This is a genomic window from Pseudoalteromonas sp. UBA2102, assembly GCF_002331165.1.
Taxonomy (GTDB): domain Bacteria; phylum Pseudomonadota; class Gammaproteobacteria; order Enterobacterales; family Alteromonadaceae; genus Pseudoalteromonas; species Pseudoalteromonas atlantica.
Genome location: NZ_DCYU01000147.1, coordinates 1 through 21,764, shown reverse-complemented (window position 1 = coordinate 21,764; position 21,764 = coordinate 1). Strand labels below are relative to the sequence as shown.

The window sequence follows — 21,764 nt, the reverse complement described above, 5'->3', positions numbered from 1 at the left end:
GCGGCTTAGTTCAACAATTTAATAGTGCGCTCATCGCGCATATTTCTGCCGACGCTACGCTCATTTCTCTGCATGATATAGTTTTAACAAATAACCTAAGGTATTACTATCACTAAGTTTTCTGAAACTTTAAAGAAAAGATAAATAGAACAATATGCGCTCGTCGCTCATCTTCATGAATATATGCGCAAAGAGCAGTTTAACCAATCTATTAACGACGATGTTTAGCCAGCCTCAATGACCGATTCTCGCTCATTATTGTCTGTCATTTTAAGTTTACCCATCAAATCTTTAGGTTCAGTACCAGCTTCTATATATCAAATCTTAGCGCTAAGTTTTACAGAGCTTATCGAGCAATCTGAAATCACAATTTTAATCAACATGCTTGGGCTTTTACTAAATAAGCTAAATTGGGAAGTGAAGTTTTAGGTGTGAATTTTTAAGAAAAATATAGCCTTTAAACGCATTACACTTAGTAGCTATACCCATAAAAAAGCCTAAAAGTGATTGCTCACCTTTAGGCTTAATAATATTTTTTAAAACACGTATAAATATTCTTTTAATACGTGTATCTCAGGTATAGCTAAATTAGCTATTGATCATAATACATTTGATATTCACAAATTCGCGCATACCAAAGCCGCCGTGCTCTCGGCCGTAACCACTTTCTTTAACACCACCAAACGGTAGGTTGGGTTGGGCAAGGCCGTAACCGTTAATGTTGATCATACCGGTATCAAAGTGCTTTTTAGCCAGTTCAATGGCTTTTTTCTCATCTTTAGAGAAAATACCACCGCCTAAACCATAGCGAGAGTCGTTGGCGATACGCATTGCATCGTCGTTGTCTTTTGCTTTTATGAGCGAGGCTACAGGGCCAAATAATTCGTCATCGTATGCTGGCATGCCCGGCGATAAATTATCAAGAATAGTCGGTGGGTAGTAGTAACCTGTTTGCGATGGTACTTCGCCGCCTGTTACTACATTTGCACCTGCTTCAACAGATTGCATTACTTGGTCGTGAATTTTATCACGTAAATCTTCACGAGCCATTGGGCCTAAATCGGTATCTTCGGCCATTGGGTCGCCCATTTTTAATGCTTCAAATTGCGCTTTAATTTTTTCTTTAAAGTCATCATATAGTGATTCTACAACCACAAAGCGTTTTGCCGATACACAGGTTTCGCCGTTGTTGATCATGCGCCCTGTAACACAGGTTTCAACAGCAAGGTCTAAATCTGCATCATCAAGTACTAAGTAGGCATCGTTACTGCCAAGCTCAAGCACTGTTTTTTTAACGTATTTACCTGCTTCTTCAGCTACTTTTTTACCGGTAGCGTCACTGCCTGTAAATGTTACGCCGCTGATTGCTTTGTGTGAAATAAGCGCGCTGGCAGTTTTGCCATCAATAAGTAAGTTGCTAAAGCAATATTCAGGGAAGCCCGCTTGTTTAAACAGGGTATCGATTTTCTCTGCCATACCAAATACATTACCGGCATGTTTAAGTACGGTGGTGTTACCGGCCATAATGTTAGCTGCACTGTAACGAATTACTTGGTAAAGCGGGAAGTTCCAAGGCTGAATACCTAATAAAACGCCCGTTGGTTGGTAGCTAACAATAGCGCGGCCGCCATCCATATCGCGCTCTTCATCGCCTAGTACTTGTGGGCCGTTTTCGGCTGTGTAACGACAAATACCAGCGCACAGTTCAATTTCTTGAAAACCTTGCTCGTACACTTTACCCATTTCTTCGGTCATTAGCTTAGCAATGGCTTCTTTTTGATCTTCAAATAAAGAGGCTAGTTTATTTAAAAACTTAGCACGCTCGGTAAATGAGGTTTGGCGCCATTTTAAATATGTTTCGTGAGATTTTTCGACTACTTGCTCAGCTTCCTCTTGAGAAAGCAGCGTGTAGGTATCAATGGTTTGTTCAGTTGCGGGGTTGATTGTTTTAACTGTGTTACTCATTTTTATCTCCTTACAAATTAGTTATCAGTAAGGGTGCAAACACAAAGCCAGTTTGTTTTATAAAGTAAAATAGAGCTTAAGTTATTGAATATTAGTCGCTTTAAATTTAATTGTGGGATGTAAATAAAAAGCGAGTGATGAGCAAGCAGTAAAAAATACTGCTTTATGCAAATTTTACAGCCTTAGTTAAATAGTTGCTGTGCTATTTGTTTTAGTAGGTAAGTTTCACGAATGATAGACAGCCCTTGTTTTTCACTAAGGCTCATTGTGCGCTCGTTGTGTGCAATGGCGTCGTATATATTGACCCATTTAGGCGTCATACCATTTTGTTGCTCGTAATGTTCAAGCTTTGCTTTGCCAAGCTCTTTGTCTGTATCGCATAAATAGCAATACGACTGTATATGTATAATATCAAAGTCGTCTTTGTACCAAGGGCGGTACTCTTCGTATAACCCAAAAGGTTTAATAACCTGTATATTTTGCGCGCCAGTTTCCTCGCTAAGCTCTCTTATTAACCCTTGCTCTAGGGTTTCACCTTCATCTACACCGCCGCCGGGTAAACTGTAGTCTTCGTAGCGATTGGTATACATTAATAAAATGTGTGCATCTTTAATCACAATGGCGCGGCCTGTGCGGCGGGTAAATTGAGTGCCTTGGTTTAAATTTATGCCAGGGTGGACCATTGTTTTTAATAATTGCATTTTGTCTCCTTTTTAAAAGCAAAATTATATCAGCTGGTATACTTAGGCGAGTAGTAAAAATAATTCTAATTATTTTTAAAAATTATGATCGGTATGGCTTAAGTTTACGTACATACTCGGTTGTTAAAATTAAACGTTAAAAGACTCAATAGTTTAATCATTTTTAAGAGATTCTAGTAGCCCCTTTTATTTGCAAAATAGGGTGCGTAGAATAAGAAGAAAAGCATAGGGATTTATCATGTTAAACATACTTTTAGTCGATGATGACGTTGAATTTAGTGACGTTGTTTGCCACATTGTCGAATTCCTCGGGCACAACATTTGTACTGCAACTAGCTTAAAAGAAGCACATCAATGGTTTGAAAATAATACCTTTGATCACGTATTACTCGATTTTATGCTGCCAGATGGCAGTGGTCTTCATTTACTCGATCATTTAAAAATGATTGGGCAGTCTCCAAAAGTGACGCTTATTTCTGGCCACCCTTCAGTAAAAGGGATTTTGGCAGACATGTGTGAGCAAGATGTTGGGCATTTATTAAAGCCGTTGCAACGCGAAGACCTAGAGCTGGTATTAAACGGCCCTAAAAAAACAGCTAAAAAAGCTAAAGTTCCGGCTATTACTCGCCATTTTAATAGCTTAATTGGTGAATCAGAGCCAATGCAAAAGCTTTACACCATGATAGAGCGCGTAGCTAAAACCAATGCTAACGTGATGCTAATGGGGGAAAGCGGTGCCGGTAAAGAAGTGGTCGCCCAAGCAATTCATAACGCAAGCCAATGCGAAGGCCCTTTAGTGGCGAGCAACTGTGGTGCTTTGTCTAAAGAGTTAATAGGTAGTGAGTTATTTGGCCATGAAAAAGGGGCTTTTACAGGTGCAATTGCCCGTAAAGAAGGGGTGTTTGAGCAAGCAGATGGCGGTACGTTATTTTTAGATGAAGTAACCGAAATGCCTATAGATATGCAGCCAAACTTACTGCGTGTACTTGAAACTAAAAAAGTAACACGTGTAGGCGGCAATCGTGAACTGCCTATAAACTGCCGCGTTATTTCTGCGACTAACCGTTCGCTGACCGACTTAGCGCAAAATAATATTATTCGTGAAGATATTTACTTTAGGCTTGCGGTTTTCCCCATTGATATACCTGCGCTGCGAGAGCGAAAAGAAGATATTCCACTGCTTGCGAAAGCCTTTTTAGAGCAACTTAATGATGAAAATGGCACTTCGTTTTATTGGCACAACGAGCAGCTAAAAGAACTACAGCAATACGAGTGGCCAGGCAATGTGCGTGAACTTCGCCACGCTATCCATCGCGCCTTTATTATGAGCGACCCACAATCGAGCGAAATTACACTTCCGGATAACTTAGAGTCGCCGTTTTCGCGTGTAAATACGCAAGTGGCCGACAACCATGTTTCGGCAGGGCAAACCATTGAAGAAGTCGAAAAAGAGTTAATCCACGCCACGCTAGATAAGGTGCAAGGTAATAAAACGCTAGCTGCGCAAATGCTAGGGATCAGTACAAAAACATTGTATAACCGATTAAACGCATACGGCGGAATTGGAGAATATAAATAACCTAAACTCTGAATAATAAACCTATCTCTAGCAGCTATTTTCAACGTTAACTGCGTTTAATTTGCTTGCAATAGGCCAGCTATTGACGCGTAAATTCGGCTTGTTTTCATTGAAAATCTCTGCCTAGAGAAAAGAATTTGGTTATCACTATAATTTAATATTTTAGTAAGTCTCTTAACCAGAGTTCAGGTTGAATAAGTATAGGAAGTAATATGAGTGATGAAAAAGAAGTTAATACGCTAAATAAATTGGTACATGATGCGAGAGCTCCACTGAATAGAATTTCTATGAATGCAGAGCTCATTAAACTGGTATTAGAAAACGATATGCCAAAAGATAAAGCGTTAGCAGCACTCGATAAAATAATTTCAAACTGTCAGCAATGTAGCGAAAGCTTGCAAAACATTACTGATTTTAATAATAAGTAGTCATTTAAAATTAGGTATTTACACATAATGAGTAAGCAAAAGCAGCAGGGTAAAACGAATATAACGTGGGCCGCTTTTATCGCAATAGTACTGTGTATTGTTGTTGGCAATGCAGTTTTGGCATTAAGTACTATTCAGGGATTAACGCAAACGCAAAAAAGCTTGGATAACACCAGCTTATTAGCCGATGCCATTGAGCGTCTTCACTTATCAATTGTGCAGGCAGAGTCTGGCCAGCGCGGCTACTTACTCACCGAAGAAGAAGACTACTTAATGCCTTATTACGATGCGATAGGGCAAATAGAATCGCAAATGGAGCATGTAAAGTCTCTACACTCTGAAATTGATGGCCAAGCTGAGCGAATTGCTGAGCTATTAGTGTTAACAGAAGCTAAAATTAAAGAGCTTAAACAAACGGTTAAGTTGGCTACTAATGACAAAGAGCGCCGTGCGTTATATGTATTAAATACGCACAGAGGGCGAGAGCTGTACAAAGATATTCGCGTTAAAGTTAATGATATTCAAGACCGAGAATTACTGTTTAAGGTGAGCCATTTTTCTAAGCTGGCACAAATAAAAAATGAAGCAAAAATCACCTTTGCTATTACAGCGGTTACCAGTGCGCTTTTAATAATAGGTATGTTTTTATTAACACGCCTAAATTTAAGAAACGCGGCTAGATACCGTGAGGAGCTTGAAAGACAAAACGAAACACTTGCAACTAAAGTGTCTGAGCGCACGCAAGAGCTGACCTTATATTCAGATGAGCTTAGCCGCTCAAACCGTGAGCTTGAAGAGTTTGCGTTTGTTGCCAGCCATGACTTACAAGAACCACTACGAAAAATTCAAGCATTTAGTGACCGCCTAGAAACCATGTTTAAAGATGAGCTGGGCGAAAAAGGCATAGATTACATAGGCCGTATGAAAAATGCAGCGCAACGTATGTCTAACCTTATTAACGACTTGCTAGAGTTTTCGCGGGTAACAACCCGAGGTAAAGACTTTGATGACACTGACTTAAAAGGCGTAGTTAACGACATTTTAAGTGATTTAGAGGTTGCCATTAAAGAAAGCAATGCGCACGTAGAGGTGGGCGAACTACCGGTTATTCAAGCCGATAAAAGCCAAATGCAGCAGTTGTTTTTAAACTTACTGTCTAACGCTGTTAAGTTTAGAAAGCCAGGTGTTGAGCCACACATAAGCGTAATGTACGAGCATAAAGACGAGTTTAGTGAAGAGCATAACGAAAAAGTGGGTTGGCAACTTATTACCATAAAAGATAATGGTATTGGTTTCTCACAAGAGTATGCTGATAAAATATTTGTACCATTTCAGCGCCTGCATGGGCGTTCGGAATATAAAGGCACAGGGATTGGGCTTTCAGTTTGTAGGCGTATAGTTGAGCGGCATGGTGGGATAATTACCGCTCATAGTAAAGACGGTGAAGGGGCAACCTTCATAATAAAATTACCTGTGGAAACAACGCTTTTCACACTTCAAGGAGAGGCTTAGATGCCGTATTCAAAAGTGAAACCTATTACAATATTAATGGCAGATGATGACGAGGATGATCGCCTACTCACGCAAGATGCGCTAGCCGAAAGCCGTGTATTAAACGAGCTGCATTTTGTGGAAGATGGGGTTGAATTATTAGAGTACTTAGAGCGCAAGGGTAAGTTTGAAGATAAAAATTCATCGCCACGCCCAGGGTTGATTTTGCTTGATTTAAATATGCCACGTATGGATGGCCGTGAAGCACTTGAGGCCATTAAGGCAAACCCAAACCTTAAAGGCATACCGGTTGTTATTTTAACCACCTCTAAGCAAGAAGAAGACATGGTTAAAGGCTATAACTTAGGAGCGGCCTCTTATATTACTAAACCGGTAACGTTTGATGGCTTGGTTGATTTAATGAAAACCCTAGGAAAATACTGGGTAGAATTTGTAGAGCTGCCGACAACGTTTAACGACTAAATAAGTAGCAACATTAAGCCCCTAATTAGGGGCTTATTAAATGCAATTAAAAGGAGGTAGTATGTTAGATAAAGTGACTCGCTTACTTTTAGTAGAAGACGATGAAGATGATTACATTCTCACTTGCGACTACTTAGATCAGTTAGATTCACATACATTTGACATAGAATGGATAAGCTCTCCTGAACAAGCAATAAGCATTTTAAGTAAAAACGATCACGATATTTGTTTGCTTGATTATCGATTAGGCGCCTCAAATGGGCTAAGTGTATTAAAAAAGGCCATTGCTAATGGGTTTAGCGGGCCAATTATTATGCTTACGGGGCAATCTAATGATGAATTAGACTCTGCAGCACTTGATGCCGGCGCGGTAGATTACCTTATAAAAACAGAAATGAGTTCGAGCCGGTTTGCTCGCGCTATACGTTATGCTTTAGCGCGTAAAGATGTTGAAGGCGAGCGAGTAGAGCGTTTAAAAGCCGAAGCAGAGAACCGCTCAAAAGACAGATTTTTAGCCCACTTAAGCCACGAATTACGTACCCCGCTTTCATCTATATTAGGTTACACAGAGTTACTGCTACAAAGCGACTTTAGCAAACAGGCCGAAAACGAACTAGGGGTTATTTACCGAAACGGTAAGCACTTGCTAAGTTTGTTAAACGATGTGCTCGATTTATCTAAAATTGCTGCCGACAAATTAGAGCTCACCTTAAGTGAAGTAAACTTAGATAGCATGCTGGCTGATGTTTACACTTTAATGCGTGTATCTGTGCTTGATAAAGGTTTAAAGCTTCGCTTTGAGTCTCTACAGCCCTTACCTCTTATTGTGAGAGTAGATGCCACCCGCGTACGCCAAATACTTATTAACTTAATCAATAATGCGGTTAAATTTACTGAAAAGGGCGAAATAGTGGTTAGTGCCTGGACTGAGTGGGTCGATGAGAAAGAAATGCTATTTTTTAGTATTAAAGACTCAGGCATGGGGATTGCCCCTGAAAAACAAGCATTAATTTTTAAACCCTTTGAGCAAATAGCCGATGTAGAATCGCGCTCTGTTGGCGGAGCAGGCTTAGGCCTTGCGATTTGTGCCGAGCTATTAGCGCGTATGCACGGCAGTATTGATTTAACCTCTAGAATGGGCGAAGGCTCTACCTTTACTATTTCAGTGTACCCAGGTGATATAAGTGAAGTAGAACGCCAAGTATTAAACTTTAGTAGTGGCTCGCAATTACAGACAAAATCAGCGCCATGCAAAGTGACCGGCCGCGTATTAGTGGTTGATGATTTACGCGATTTACGCATGTTAGTTGGCCATATGATTAGCACATGTGGTGCGCGCGTAGACTACGCCGAACATGGCCAGCAAGCGCTTGAAAAAGTTAGAATTGCCGAGGCGTATCGCTCGCCTTATGATATTATTTTTATTGATATACATATGCCCGTAATGGGTGGTAAAGAAGCGACAATAGAGCTTAGAAAAATGGGCTATACAGGCCCAATTATTGCGCTTACTGCCGCCACTATGAAAGGCATACATGAAGAACTTGCAGCCCTTGGCTTTAACGATGTAATACCAAAGCCCGTTGATAGCTCTTCTTTGTATCAATGCTTACAAGATTACTTAGTATCGCCAGAGCATGCGCCTCAAGCTAAAAACATTCACAGCGACAAAGCTGTAATAGAGAAAAAACAGCGCTTTTTATTGGTTGAGGACGACCAAGATGCAGCGCAAATTACGCAGTTGTTGCTAGAAAGTTTAGGGGTAGAAACCGTTATTACCTCAACGTGTGCACAGTGTTTACAAACCCTCAATCATGACCAACAATTTAATAAGGTATTGCTCGATATGCACTTACCTGACGGGCGTGGTGTAGATTTAGGTAAACAAATTAACGAACGTTACCCTGACTTAAGCTTAGTGATTGTTAGTGGTGCAGAGCCCGATCCTAAGCAGATCAAAGATTTAAATATTAATCATGTACTTTTGAAACCGATTAACCTGAGCTTATTAGAAACCTTGATCAGCTCGTAATTTAGAAGTTATTTTATGCAGTCGATAAAACTAGAAAGTGAGATATTAACGCCCTCTAAAGTAGTATGCGTTGGGCGTAATTACACCGCGCATATTGCTGAGCTTAATAATGAGCTACCAGATCAAATGGTATTGTTTAATAAACCGAACTGTGCGCTTTCGTCTACTTTATTTGCTACGCACAATAACGACACACTGCATTATGAAACCGAGCTGTGTTTTGTTATTAAAAATAATGAGTTGGCAGGCGTAGGTTTAGGGTTGGATTTAACTAAACGTACCGTGCAAAGTAAGCTTAAAAATAAAGGGTTACCGTGGGAGCGCGCCAAGGCGTTTAACGGCTCGGTATTATTAACGCCCTTTGTAGCTATAGCGGATGCTGAGCAGGCGTTTACGTTTGAGCTTAAAATTAACGATAACGTTATTCAACAAGGCGATACGCAATTTATGATACATAAGCCTAAAGATATTTTAAGTGAAATTAACGAGTTTATGCACTTAGAAAATGGCGATGTAATAATGACAGGGACGCCTGCAGGCGTAGGGGAAGTGCCTGCAAACAGCGTATTTACAGTAAGCTTGTATGCTAATTCGACGTGCTTGTTATCGCAGAGCTGGCAGGCGCAATAGGATTAAGTATTTGCTGTTGGTAATGCTTAGTAAACTGCGGAAAACTTTGCTCTAACCAAAAACGCTGACTATTTATATAAGCAGGCGATTGTAATACCTGCTTATGTAGTGCTTTATTTATTTTATTAAGCGCCTTGGAAGCAAAATCATTCGGTGCTCTTACTGCACACCCTATAGCCCCTAAAACAAACTCTCTGGGGTCTTCTTCAATTGGCAAACTGACTATATTTTTAAATTTACTGTGATTGACAAAATAATCCCCCATAAACGGGTAGTCTATTGTGTAATCTAAAAAGCCGCGACTTAAGCGAGCAATAACAGCTTGGCTTTCATTTTCGCTGCTCCAGCTTAGCGATGCTTTATGATACACCGTGGTGTTTTCGATTATTTTATTAATTTTTGAAGTAAACTTGCGCGCCGCGGCTTGACCATATACATATTGCTCGTCTGACAATAAATGAATAAGTTTAATAGGGCTGCCATGCTTAGCGTGTATTTCTGGAGCAAGTTTTTGAGTGGTTAAAACCGAAAAAGGCGGGTAAACCGTGGTGGGGGTAGAAAACTGTAACACCCCATTGGCTGTTTTTTTATGAATAACACACGGAAAACATACATTATCGCCTTCATTTAAGTGCTTATTAATTCGCTCTTGCGGCACGATTAGTCGCGTATGTTTTACATCATCAATACTGTTAATTAGTTGCTCGGTGAGGTTGTCACAAATACCGCCTTGCGGCGCATGCGAATCTTTATCCATATGAAACGGGGGCGTGTAACTTTGTAACCATACAATTTCTTCAATTGGGTGAGTATTGTCAGCGTACCCGTAACGCATTAAACCACCTAGTACACCAAAGAATAAAATTACATTTCTAAGCATAACTCACTAAAAACAATCATTTTAAGGTAACTTTAGTATAGTTTTACTTTGTATATGTTCAAATGTAAGAGAGAAAAAGGCAGTAAAAAAACTGCCTATTATTTTGGTTTAATATGGCTGCGGGTAATCTTTAAAAATAGTGCCAATTTCAGTTAGCGTGTCGTCGCTTAAAGTTATGCTAAAAGCGTCAATGTCTTCTTTTAATTGGGCCATGCTGGTCGCACCAATAATTGATGAGGTAACGCCATCGACTTGATTACACCAAGCAAGTGCCAATTGGGCTGGAGTTATGCCGCTTGCGTGTGCAAGCTCTACATAACGCTGCGTGGCTTTTTGCGCGTTAGGGGTATCTCTAAAAATGCCATTGCGCTGCATAAATGTCCAACGCGAGCCCGCTGGGCGTGCACCGTTTAGGTATTTACCCGTTAGCAGGCCAGCAGCAAGCGGCGACCAAGGTAAATAAGCAATGTCTTCATGGATACACTGCTCAATTAAGTAGGGCCAATCTTTAGCGTGCGCTAGGCTAAACTCGTTCTGAATAGACACCATACGCGGTAAGTTATGCGCTTTTGCTAAATTTAGAAATTGGCTAATGCCCCATGGGGTGTCATCTGAAAGGCCACAATATTTTATTTTCCCGGCTTTAACACACTCATTAAGGCCCTCTAAAATATCAAGCATACCCGCCTGTTGGTGCTCAGAATCTACGTCACTAAAAGTGAGTTTACCTGGCCACTGCCTGCCAAAATGTGGGGTAGAGCGATTAGGCCAATGCAATTGGTATAAATCTATGTAGTCGGTTTGTAGGCGTTTAAGCGAGTTATCTACGGCCTCAATGACAGCGCTGCGTGTTATATCGCCGCCATCTCGTACCCACGACAAGCCATTGCCTGCAATTTTGCTCGCCAATACAATATCACTGCGCTTTTGCGCATTGCGACTTAGCCAGTTACCTATAATTTGTTCTGTTTTACCGTAGGTCTCTGGTGAAGGAGGAACGGCATACATTTCGGCAGTATCTATAAAATTAACGCCTTGTGCCAAGGCATAAGCTATTTGCTCATCGGCGTCTTGTTGGGTATTTTGTTTACCCCAAGTCATGCTGCCTAAGCATACTCTAGAAACATCAACACCGCTGCTGCCTAACGGACTGTATTGCATTTAAAATCCTTAAATTATGTAAGATCTTGAGAGTGGATAATTAATATCAATTCGCAATAAACCTACTTAAGCGAATTGGTGTAGTGCCGATAATAATGGCTCTGAAATCGCCGCTTTTTGTCCTGTTTTAAAGTCAAACATAACGACTTGAGAATAGCCTGTGGTAGTAATAGCTTGCTGAGCATGGCTAAATACAGAGTAATTCATCATAAAACGGTCGCTTTTTATATCTGAAATAGTAATACCTACGGTTAAGGTATCAGGGAAGGTCACTGGACGTTTATAGCGAATATTGTTTTCACTAATGACCGGGCCTATTCCACCTGGTTTTATCGTATCAAACTGATTTATTTTATTTAGAAAATCGATACGCGCAATTTCAAAATAACGCAAGTACACCACGTTGTTAACATGTTGTAGGGCGTCCATATCGGCCCATGCTACGGTGATATCGGTATGAATAGGGTGCTGATCTTTGAACCTTTGCATGTATGTGTACTCTTAGTTTTAAATGAATGAGGTTATCAATATGGTGTTTGTAGCTCAAGACAATAAATGCCATGTTTTTTTATAAGATGATTGTACCTATTTATTTTTAGGACTACAGTTAAATAACACAGACAACACACACGAGAACACACATGCAAAATATAATTAATTGGGCTTTAGCCAGTTTAGTTTTTATAGCGTCTTTTGCTTGCTATGCAATGGGTAATGCCTCCGGCGGCATAATGCTTTTAGCTGCGGGGTTTTTATTGGAGTTTGTTTTTTGGCTACATTGCTTTAAAAAATCAAAGCGCTTTAAGCAGCCGTTTTAAAAAAGCTGTTTAAAGTTTGCACGGTTTAACGCGCTACACCTAGTCGCGCTTTAACTTTAGCAAGTTAAACAGGCTTTAATGGACTTGCTTAATGAAAGTGAATCCTTAATAATGGCTGTATAAATAAACAGTTGTTATGTGGTAATGAAAAAGTTTATTCATATCGACATGGACTGCTTTTATGCAGCGGTTGAAATGCGCGATAACCCCAAACTTGCCAGTGTGCCTTTAGCGATTGGTGGCAATAGCCGTCGTGGCGTGCTCTCTACAGCAAATTATATAGCGCGCGAATATGGTGTTCGCTCGGCTATGTCTAACTACCACGCTAAGCAATTATGTCCCGATTTAGTTATTGTGCCTGGGCGCATGGCGGTTTATAAAGAAATTTCTAACCAAATACGCGCTGTATTTAAACGCTACACCGATCAAATAGAGCCGCTGTCGCTTGATGAAGCTTACCTAGATGTAACCAACAGCACCGCATGCAAAGGCAGCGCAACGCTTATTGCTCAGCAAATTAGAGCAGATATTTATAACGATACCGGCCTTACTGCCTCTGCCGGAGTTGCCCCCATTAAGTTTATTGCCAAAATAGCCAGTGACGAAAATAAACCCAATGGCCAATTTGTGGTTTTACCGGATGAAGTTGATGCGTTTTTAAATAATTTACCGCTAGGTAAAATCCCTGGTGTGGGCAAAGTAACCCTCGAAAAGCTTAATTTAAAGGGGTTATACACAGGTAAAGACGTTCGCGAGAAAGGCGTTAATTGGATGCAGCAGCACGTGGGGAATTTTGGTGTATCGCTTTATCAAAAATGTGCTGGCGAATATATTGGTAAAGTAACCACTGAGCGAGTGCGTAAATCCCTTAGTGTTGAACACACCTATGAATACAATAAAAATAGCTTACAAGAATGTTTAGATCAGTTACCTAAATTACTGGAAGAGCTAACAGCGCGCCTTAATAAGCAACAGCTACAAAATCGTATTAATAAGCTAAGTGTAAAAGTGAAGTTTGCAAACTTTGTTGTTACCTCAGCGGATCAAGCCCATCATCAATTAAATACCGCTATTTTTACTGAATTACTCTCTAAGGCGTATCAACGGGGTATGCAGCAACCAGTGCGTTTATTAGGTATCGGAGTGGGTGTTAAAAATGAACCTAATTTAAATTTGCAACTGAGTATTCTTGATTAACTACACGCTTTTTTGCAATTTAGAGTGCTTTAGCAAAGTAATTTAAACGTGGAGCAAGCAGCGGCTACCTTTACTAAAAACTATATAGTGGTTGTTAATTTCTTCTTAAAATATGGAGTCACTTTAGTTAGCTGTAAAACCAAGTTGCCAGATTAAAATGAGCTGATCGCAGTTGGCTGGTTTTGTGTTTTTATATCAACGATAATAGCCCCTTATGTTTTCTAACAGGAGTTTTACTTATGGCATATCCTCAAGCGATAGCTGCACAATCACTTAGTGCAAGCTTTGACTCATTTTCTCACGATGCACTTATTATAATTAGTGATGACTTTTCTCAATTAGCCAATAACTCATTAAGTGATGCTATCGAATCACACGCTAAAGTAGATTCTCGTATTGGTAAACAAGTTACGTTTTTAGTGGTTGATAATGTACGCGTTGTTTTAGCACCTACTGGGCCGCTTAACCGCGATTACGATGATGTAAGGCGCTACTTTGATGCCGCTAAACTAGCGATTAACGAAGCAAAAGCCGCGGGCAGTGTAAACCCTGCTATTTACTTACCTAAATTACATACAGATGCGCGTTACCAGCATGCGTTAGAAGTGGCGTATTTAGGCGCATGCCAAGCATTATGGCAGCCTTTAGAGGCGCGCGAATACCACGGCGAAAGCATTGAACCTATTACGCAAATAGGTTTAATAGATGCAAATGAGCAAACAGTTAAAGCTGTAAATGCAATTGCAGCAGGGCAATATGCAGCACGTGATTTATGCGGTACTGAGCCTGAACGTATGGCGCCACCACGCTTTGCCGATTACTGTGTTGAGCTTTTTAAAGGCTCTAAAGTAGCGGTTGATGTGATTGACGATATTAACACGATAGATAAAAACTACCCTATGCTTAGTACCGTTGCTCGCGCATCTTATGCGGTTGAGCGCCACCACCCACGTGTTGTTAAGCTAGAATACGTGCCAGAAGGTGAAGTAACGCGCACGCTAATGTTTGTTGGTAAAGGATTAGTTTACGATACCGGCGGCGCCGATTTAAAAGTAGGCGGTTACATGGCGGGTATGAGCCGCGATAAAGGCGGGGCTGCATCCGTTGCGGGCTTTATGAAAGCCGTGGCAGATTACCAACCTAAAGGCGTTAAAGTTATTTCTTACTTAGCTGTGGTTCGTAATTCAATTGGCTCAGATTGTTTTGTACCAGATGAAATTATCACTAGCCGTGAAGGCGTACGTGTACGCATTGGTAACACCGATGCAGAAGGGCGTTTAGCTATGGGTGACCTACTTAGCGAAATGAAAGATGTAGCTAAAGGTGAAGTTAACCCAACACTGTTCACCGTGGCAACCCTTACAGGCCATGCGGCACGTGCTATGGGCCCTTACGGAGCATATGTTGAAAACGGACCTGCACGTAGCGCTAATATCTCTCGTCAAATAGCGGATTGTGGTGATTTATGGGCAGATGCAGCAGAGGTTTCTCGCTCTCGCCGTGAAGATTACGACTTTATCAAACCGCGTACCCTCGCTGATGATGTTTTATCAAGCAATAATGCGGCCTCTGCTGTTACAGCCCGTGGGCATCAATTCCCTATGGCGTTTTTAGCCGTTGTTGGTGGGCTTGATAAACACGGTAACGACTCTGAGCAGCCGCTTCCTTATGTACATATGGACATTGCTGGTAGTGGTGTTGAAGGCGGTGATTGGCAGCACGGCAAGCCAACCGCAGCATCAGTAACCAGCTTATTTGCGCGCTACTGTATGTAATACCAATCCGCAATAATACTTAATCATTTTTCGGGGCTAAACGTGTCGCTATCTGTGTTAAAAAATTCTCATTTAGAACAACTAAATAGCAAATTTTTTGCCTAGCCATCAACACGTTTTTCCATCCTAAAAATAGATCACTTAATTATGCGAAATGGTATAAGCTAAAAACGCTTATGTAATAAAAAGCCCTGTTAATTCAGGGCTTTTTTTTAAATTATTTTAATTTAAAGCGATTAACCACACTTGAAAGCCCTTGGCTACTTTGTTTGAGGTTATCGCTGGCATCGGTAAGTTGCTTTGTATTATTTAGTGATTGCTCGGTTGATTGAGATAGCTCGTTAATACGTAAATTAACCTCGTCAGCAGCTTGTGTTTGCTGCTCGGTGGCACGGGCTATTTGGCTGTTCATGTCGGTAATTATAGATACCAGCCTTTCTATTTCATTGAGCGATGTATCGGCAGATGAAACCTGCTCTACCGTCGTCACCGACAGTGCTTGGCTTGATTTTACCGCCTCTACAGCCGCTTTAGCGCCTTCTTGTAATTTAGTGATCATGGCTTGAATTTCATCTGTGCTTTGCCCGGTTCTGCTGGCTAATGTGCGCACTTCATCGGCAACAACTGCAAACCCTCTGCCGTGCTCGCCTGCACGAGCCGCTTCTATAGCAGCGTTGAGTGCAAGTAAGTTTGTTTGCTCCGATATACTTCTGATCACATCAAGCACAGAGCCTATATTGTTACTTTCGTTTGCTAAATCTTCAGTTACTTGGCTCACTGTCTCTATATTACTTGAGAGTGTTTCTATGGCGGTAATGGTATTCGCTACCACGTTTTTACCGGTTGAGGCATTGTGCGCTGCATCATTGGCTGCTTGTTCAGCGGCTTCGGCATTACGACTCACATCATGAATTTGGTGCGTCATTTGCTCCATGGCGGCAGCTACCTGTGTGGAGCTGTCGTTTTGTAGTTCAATGAAGGAGTGGCTTGTTCTACTTGACTCATCCACCGTGTGAGCGTGTTTGCTTACATCATCAGCACTGTGCGATACATGTACTAACGACTCGCGCATTTTTAAAACAAATAAATTAAAAGAGCGTGACAGCTCAGATATTTCATCATTGCCCGATTCGTTTAGCGTACGCGTTAAGTCACCTTCACCTTGCGATATGTTTTTCATCATGTCTGCGGCAAGACGAGTAGGCGTGAGTATACTCTTACCAATAAAGTAACTTAATAAAATGACAGCAATAATCATAACTAAAGCGCTAATTATGATGAGATTACGCTGCTCGCTAAATGCTTCATCTATTGAATCTAGGTATACGCCTGAGCCAATAATCCATTGCCACGGGCTAAAGCCTTTTACAAATGCGACTTTATCTACCGGCTGATCTTTTCCTGGTTTTGGCCATTTATAAGGAATAAAGCCTTCTTTTTGTTGTTTTACAATGTTCACCATTTCTACAAAAAGTGCTTTGCCATCGGGGTCTTTATTATTACTTAAGTCTTTACCGTTAAGCCCATGCTTTATTGGGTGCATTACCATTTTGGGCTGGTAGTTGTTTACCCAAAAGTAATTTGTTTTGTCATAGCGCAGCGCTTTTATAGCGGCCAGTGCTTGTGATTGAGCCTGCGCTTGTGTGAGTGTATTGTTTTGTTCAAGCTGGTGGTAATGCTCAATAACACTGTATGCCGTTTCTACTACATTTTGGGTTTTTAGATATTGCTCGTTTTTGAGTGAGCTATATTGATGAGTTAAGCTAGATATACTAAGTACTATTAAGCCAAATACAACAATGGCTATTAACAGTAAAAAACGCTGGAAAATACTGAAACTACGTAGGTTAAGCATTAATTTGTCCTCAATTAGTGTACGCCTTAGCGCATAGAATAAGCGTAGCTAAAAAAAGCGTTTAATCTAGGCTCACTAACTTATTAAGACAAAAAAAAGGCTGATTTTTCAATCAGCCTTTAGTCTATTTAGTCGTCATATGATTATTTAACATCAAAATGTCGATTAAAGAAGTTTGTGATGGTTTGGTGTAAATGTGTTTGCACCTGTTTACCGCGTAAGCTGTGTTTTGAGCCTGGGTAGGTCATCATTTCAAACTGTTTTTCGTTATCTTGTAGTTGTTTAAATAATTTAGTGGCGTGGGTAAACAACACGTTGTCATCGGCCATGCCATGGTAAATCATTAATGGGCCTTTTAAGCCATCAGCGTATGGGAATACGGCGCTGTCTTCGTAGCCTTTTGCATTGGTTTTTGGATGACCAAGGTAGCGCTCAGTGTAATGGGTGTCGTAAAGTGCCCAGTCAGTAACTGGTGCACCTGAAACACCGGCTTGAAAGTAATCGCCCGCTTTAAACATGGTCATTAGGGCCATGTATCCGCCATAACTGTGGCCATAAATACCAATGCGTTGTGGGTCTACGTAATCAAGCGTGCGTAAAAACTCAACGCCTTTAATTTGATCTGCTACTTCTACAACACCTAAGTGCTTGTAAATAGCGTCTTCAAACTTTTTACCACGGTTGTAAGAGCCTCGGTTATCGAGCTGAAAAATAACATAGCCTTGTTGCGCCATGTATTGAAAGTACAAGTTTTTGCTGCGCCAGCTATTTGTAACGCGTTGTGCATGTGGGCCGCCGTATACATTAACAATTACTGGGTGCTTTTTACCGTCTGCAATATTACTTGGTTTAAACAAGCGGTAATGCATTACTTGGCCATCTTCTGCTTTAATTGTGCCGTACTCTGGAGTTGCTAAATCACTTAAATAAGGTGTTAATGGGTGGCTATCATCAAGCTTATTTTGTTCAAGCCATGTGATAAATTCGCCATTTACTTTACGAAGAGCCGCCGAGTTAGGCTTGTTTACCGATGAGCTATTATCAATAAACGTTTTGCTGTCTTTAGCCATTACCACTTTGTGGTATTGGCCTTGTTCGGTGATGCGCTTAATATTGCCTTTTTTAAACAGTGGTGCGCTGTATAAATGGCTTTCAAGCGGGGTGTCTTTACGTCCTGCAAAGTACACTATGCCTTTTTTCTCATCTACGCCTTTTAAGCTATCAACAACCCAATCGCCAGAGGTGATTTGTCGAATTAGCTGGCCGTTAGTGCGGTACAAATAAAGGTGTTTAAAACCATCGCGCTCAGAAGCCCATACAAAATGCTTTTTGTCTTTTAAGAAATGCAGATCAAAGTTTAAATTGATCCACGTATCGCTGTTTTCTGTTAGCGCTACTTTTTGCGTTTTAGTATCGCTATTGTAAAAACGTAGTTCTAACTTATGTTGTGAGCGGTTTTGCCATTGATACGAAAGGGTTGTGCTGTCTTTTAGCCATTTAGCACGCGCAATGTAAATGTCTTTATCGTCGCCTAAATCAACCCAGTCAACGTTTTGATTATTTAAAGACACAACGCCAAGTTGTATTTCAACGTTGTCGGTGCCTGTAAATGGGTAACGTTGATTAAATAGCTTTACTTCGTCTGCATAAATTTCGTTACGGATAGCTTCTTTTACTGGGGTTTCATCTACGCGAGTGAATGCAATTTTAGATTCATCGCCAGCCCACCAGTAGCCAGTCATCCGGCTCATTTCTTCTTGTGCTACAAATTCGGCCATGCCGTTTTTAATAACGCCGCCGCCATCTTTGCTCAGTTGTATTTCTTTACCTGAATCAAGTGCTAAAGCGTAAAGGTTTTGCTCGCGAATAAACGATACATAGTTACCTTTAGGAGAAAAACGGGCATCGGTTTCAAACGCTTCTGTATTGGTAAGTTTTTTACTTTTACCAGATGCAAGCTCGTAATAATACAGGTCACCATTGAGTGGGAATAACAGGGCTTTGCCGTCTTTAGACCATTTGTACTCTAAAATACCTTTACCAAAAATACGTTGGCGTTCGCGGCGTGCTTTTTCCTCATCAGAGAGGTTTTCTGGGCCTGAAAATAGCTTTGCAGAATCAACCAGTATTCTGTTGGTGTTATCTTTTAAGTTGTATTCCCATAAATCATAACGGTTGTAGTCATCGGTTTTACCTTGCAGGTAAGTTACGCGGCTACCGTCTGGTGAAAACTTAAGTTGTACGGGAGCTTTACCCGACAAGCTCGGATCATCAAAAATACGCTCTAGCGATAATGGTTTTGCTTGTAAGCTTAGTGCGCCAACAGCTAGCGGTAGTGCGAGGGTTAAGTGTTTTATTTTTTTTAGCACAAGGTTGCCTTAGCTTATTATAAATATTGTATTAAATGGTAAAGCTAAGCGTGTGCAACTGCAAATAAATGCTATAAAGTGGCCATTATTAAAGACTAACTAGGATGTGACGATGACGAACCACACTTTTGAACTCGCCCCAGAGCTTAAGCGCGATTGTATAGAACTGGCAGATTGGCCTTTATGTAAGGTGCTATTGCTTAACGACAGCCAATATCCTTGGTTTGTATTGGTACCCAGAAAACCTAATTTAAAAGAGATCATCGATTTATCTGATGCCGATCAAGTTGTATATTTAAAAGAGTCGGCCAAACTCAGCAAACTTATTATGCAAGTGTTTAGCCCTGATAAATTAAACGTGGCCGCTTTAGGTAATATGGTGCCGCAATTGCATATTCATCATATTGCACGTTTTACAACTGATGCTGCGTGGCCTGCACCGGTGTGGGGTAAGTTTCCTGCAAAACCATACACAGATGAGCAAATAATAGCGCTAAAAAAAGCGCTGCAGCTATAAGCTACAGCGCTTTATTAAACTATTACAAAGTATTACGTGTTGGGTTAGTTAAGGCCTAACACGTCTTTGCCTTGTTTAAAGGTTACATCAACCGGAATATTTGCTTGGCTTAGTTTTTCTAGGTCTTTAGCAAGCTCTTCTTTAATATCGCCATGAGTGGCAATTAGTTGATCTACTTTTTCGTAATCGCCGTCACCTTGTAATGTTAAAATTAAGCGCGACAGCTTAGCCATAGCCACGCCCATTTTTTCCATATTTACACGGTATAAACCCTCTTCATTTTTAGAAAAAGCGCCTTCTTGAGCAAAAAAGTTAAAGCGGATCATGTTGGCTTTACCATGTGCGCTTGATGCACCAAAACGTACTGAGCGGAATATACCCGCCATAAAGGTGGTGTAGTAATCTTCTAGTGTGCCTTCGGTAATTTCGCCTTTTTTAAGTAACTGCTCAACCATGTATAAACCTAAAATATCGGCTTTACCTTCTTCAAGTGCACTTGCATGCTCTTGTAATGATTGGCGCACAGTGCCTTTATTTGTAATGGTGTTTTTAATTCCTAGGCCATGAGCCACTTCGTGAAACATGGTATTGGCAAAAAAGGCGTTAAAGGTAATATGCTTACGTTGCTCAGGTACAATTAACTGCTCAGCAATTGGCACTAAAATTTTATCAAATTTTGCACGCATTGCGTTTTTAAGCTGCAGGCGACGAGTGCCTTTTTCAAGCTGTACTTGCTCATCGTTTGGTAAGTTAATGGCAATAGTTTTACTGCCCGCATTTGAGTGACCTGCATAGTAAACCACATCGTAAGCATTTAAGTCAGCGTCTGAACCTGGCACTTCTTGCTTATATTTAGCATCTACCGGTAAACCTTTTTGAAGCTCTGGTAAAAAGGCCGCAAATTTAGCTAGGCGCTCGCTCCATTTTAAATCTTTAATTAGTACATACGACTCATAAGCAGAGCGGTAGCCAAAGAGTTGATCTTCGTAGGTTTCAATTGGGCCAATAACCACATCAACTGGGTTATTTTTCATGTCCATCCAGGCAAAGTCAGAACCCTGAAAATCATCATTTTGTAGTGCATCAGCACGTAGGTTTAAGTAATTGGCAAATTCTTTATCATCGGCAAGCTTACTGGCTTCACGTAACAAATCTGCTACTTTAGCTAACTCCTCAGCGTATTCTTTTGAGTAAGGCACGCTGTAAAGGTTACCTTGCTCATCACGTTTAATTAATGAGTAAAGGCCTTTTTTATCTTCTACGTCGGCATTATTTAGCTCTTCTTTTGTTATGTCGGCTGGGTAGAATTGTGCGCCAAGGGCTTTTTCTTTGTAACCTGATAAAAACGGTTCGTCACCATTTAAACGATCCCAAGGGCCGTAGTTAATATCAGCAAATTTACGTACTTTTTCATCACTTAGTTTTGCTAAAAAAGCGTCTTTATTATCGCCAAAAGCCTGCTTCCAAAATAGCTCGTCCATAATTTTAGAGGCATCGATAAGCTTAGCAACCATGGCTTTTTGATTCTCACTTAAATGAGATAGGTCGGCTTCTAGGCTAAAGTCGGTGTAAATATCTAAACGTTGTTTATCAATATTAATTAAATCTGGGCCAGCTTGCGCGGCACTTTTTTGAGCAAGTTCTACACCTGTGGCTTCGGTCGAAGAGGGGGCTTGCTCTGAGCATGCACTAAGAAAAACGACGCCTGAGAGTAAAATTGCTTGGCTAATTTTGTTTAAGATCATTTGATTGCCTGTTAAAAAAGTAAGTTTAATTATTTGTACGCTTAAATTTAATTGCTAGCGCGTACAAACGTTTCCTTATAGTGACTGCATTAAAGCAAAACTAAATGGTAAATAGCAAGTGTTTGGCGGTGTACCGCG

General features: G+C 40.7%; 18 protein-coding genes. 10 read left to right on the top strand and 8 right to left on the bottom strand.

The window, feature by feature from the left end:
- Positions 1–237 precede the first annotated feature (237 nt).
- Entirely contained in the window at positions 238–429 is a 192-nt protein-coding gene (locus tag B2R65_RS19115; protein WP_286745359.1) for a hypothetical protein, read from the top strand.
- 159 nt (positions 430–588) lie between these two features.
- On the opposite strand, the gene B2R65_RS19110 is transcribed toward B2R65_RS19115, so the two are convergent.
- Together B2R65_RS19110 and B2R65_RS19105 are read right to left on the bottom strand one after the other, a co-directional pair.
- On the bottom strand, positions 589–1,965 hold the full coding sequence (locus tag B2R65_RS19110) for an NAD-dependent succinate-semialdehyde dehydrogenase (protein WP_286745356.1): 1,377 nt from the start codon (positions 1,963–1,965) through the stop codon (positions 589–591).
- 182 nt (positions 1,966–2,147) lie between these two features.
- Positions 2,148–2,666 carry an NUDIX hydrolase gene (locus tag B2R65_RS19105; RefSeq protein WP_138684361.1) on the bottom strand — a complete coding sequence of 173 codons (519 nt, stop codon included), beginning with the start codon at positions 2,664–2,666 and terminating at the stop codon, positions 2,148–2,150.
- Between the two features lie 238 nt (positions 2,667–2,904).
- On the opposite strand from B2R65_RS19105, the gene B2R65_RS19100 reads away from it, so the two are divergent.
- The 6 genes from B2R65_RS19100 (at position 2,905) to B2R65_RS19075 (ending at position 9,309) form a co-directional block, all read left to right on the top strand.
- On the top strand, positions 2,905–4,245 hold the full coding sequence (locus B2R65_RS19100; RefSeq protein WP_024031667.1) for a sigma-54-dependent transcriptional regulator: 1,341 nt from the start codon (positions 2,905–2,907) through the stop codon (positions 4,243–4,245).
- Between the two features lie 212 nt (positions 4,246–4,457).
- On the top strand, positions 4,458–4,673 hold the full coding sequence (locus B2R65_RS19095) for a hypothetical protein (RefSeq protein ID WP_004588505.1): 216 nt from the start codon (positions 4,458–4,460) through the stop codon (positions 4,671–4,673).
- A 27-nt stretch (positions 4,674–4,700) separates the two neighbouring features.
- Positions 4,701–6,185 carry a sensor histidine kinase gene (locus B2R65_RS19090; protein ID WP_286745349.1) on the top strand — a complete coding sequence of 495 codons (1,485 nt, stop codon included), beginning with the start codon at positions 4,701–4,703 and terminating at the stop codon, positions 6,183–6,185.
- Positions 6,186–6,647: a response regulator gene (locus B2R65_RS19085; RefSeq protein WP_024031669.1), complete on the top strand. Its 462-nt coding sequence runs from the start codon at positions 6,186–6,188 to the stop codon at positions 6,645–6,647.
- A gap of 61 nt (positions 6,648–6,708) precedes the next feature.
- Complete coding sequence (locus tag B2R65_RS19080; RefSeq protein ID WP_248463214.1) at positions 6,709–8,679, top strand: ATP-binding response regulator; 1,971 nt, start codon at positions 6,709–6,711, stop codon at positions 8,677–8,679.
- A gap of 15 nt (positions 8,680–8,694) precedes the next feature.
- Positions 8,695–9,309, top strand: a complete 615-nt coding sequence (locus tag B2R65_RS19075; protein WP_286745345.1) for a fumarylacetoacetate hydrolase family protein — start codon at positions 8,695–8,697, stop codon at positions 9,307–9,309.
- Here B2R65_RS19075 and B2R65_RS19070 read toward each other — a convergent pair.
- From B2R65_RS19070 to B2R65_RS19060, 3 genes are all read right to left on the bottom strand, one after another.
- Positions 9,266–10,189 (bottom strand): ABC transporter substrate-binding protein, encoded by a 924-nt coding sequence (locus tag B2R65_RS19070; protein WP_414704511.1) that lies wholly within the window; start codon positions 10,187–10,189, stop codon positions 9,266–9,268. The two genes, B2R65_RS19075 and B2R65_RS19070, sit on opposite strands and share 44 nt — an antisense overlap.
- Before the next feature lie 108 nt (positions 10,190–10,297).
- Positions 10,298–11,350, bottom strand: coding sequence for an aldo/keto reductase (locus B2R65_RS19065; protein WP_286745342.1), 1,053 nt, complete (start codon positions 11,348–11,350; stop codon positions 10,298–10,300).
- A gap of 66 nt (positions 11,351–11,416) precedes the next feature.
- Complete coding sequence (locus tag B2R65_RS19060) at positions 11,417–11,839, bottom strand: acyl-CoA thioesterase (RefSeq protein ID WP_004588512.1); 423 nt, start codon at positions 11,837–11,839, stop codon at positions 11,417–11,419.
- A gap of 473 nt (positions 11,840–12,312) precedes the next feature.
- On the opposite strand from B2R65_RS19060, the gene dinB reads away from it, so the two are divergent.
- Positions 12,313–13,365, top strand: coding sequence for a DNA polymerase IV (gene dinB / locus B2R65_RS19055; RefSeq protein WP_024031675.1), 1,053 nt, complete (start codon positions 12,313–12,315; stop codon positions 13,363–13,365).
- 239 nt (positions 13,366–13,604) lie between these two features.
- Positions 13,605–15,140 (top strand): M17 family metallopeptidase, encoded by a 1,536-nt coding sequence (locus B2R65_RS19050; RefSeq protein WP_064386332.1) that lies wholly within the window; start codon positions 13,605–13,607, stop codon positions 15,138–15,140.
- A 217-nt stretch (positions 15,141–15,357) separates the two neighbouring features.
- On the opposite strand, the gene B2R65_RS19045 is transcribed toward B2R65_RS19050, so the two are convergent.
- Positions 15,358–16,995 carry a methyl-accepting chemotaxis protein gene (locus tag B2R65_RS19045; RefSeq protein ID WP_286745338.1) on the bottom strand — a complete coding sequence of 546 codons (1,638 nt, stop codon included), beginning with the start codon at positions 16,993–16,995 and terminating at the stop codon, positions 15,358–15,360.
- Between the two features lie 143 nt (positions 16,996–17,138).
- Positions 17,139–19,364, bottom strand: a complete 2,226-nt coding sequence (locus B2R65_RS19040) for a S9 family peptidase (RefSeq protein ID WP_286745335.1) — start codon at positions 19,362–19,364, stop codon at positions 17,139–17,141.
- 112 nt (positions 19,365–19,476) lie between these two features.
- On the opposite strand from B2R65_RS19040, the gene B2R65_RS19035 reads away from it, so the two are divergent.
- The gene (locus B2R65_RS19035; protein WP_286745332.1) at positions 19,477–19,881 is read left to right on the top strand and encodes an HIT domain-containing protein; all 405 of its coding nucleotides are present in this window, start codon (positions 19,477–19,479) and stop codon (positions 19,879–19,881) included.
- Positions 19,882–19,925: 44 nt separating this feature from the next.
- Here B2R65_RS19035 and B2R65_RS19030 read toward each other — a convergent pair whose 3' ends face one another.
- Positions 19,926–21,626, bottom strand: a complete 1,701-nt coding sequence (locus B2R65_RS19030) for a dipeptidyl-peptidase 3 family protein (protein ID WP_286745329.1) — start codon at positions 21,624–21,626, stop codon at positions 19,926–19,928.
- Between the last annotated feature and the right edge of the window lie 138 nt (positions 21,627–21,764).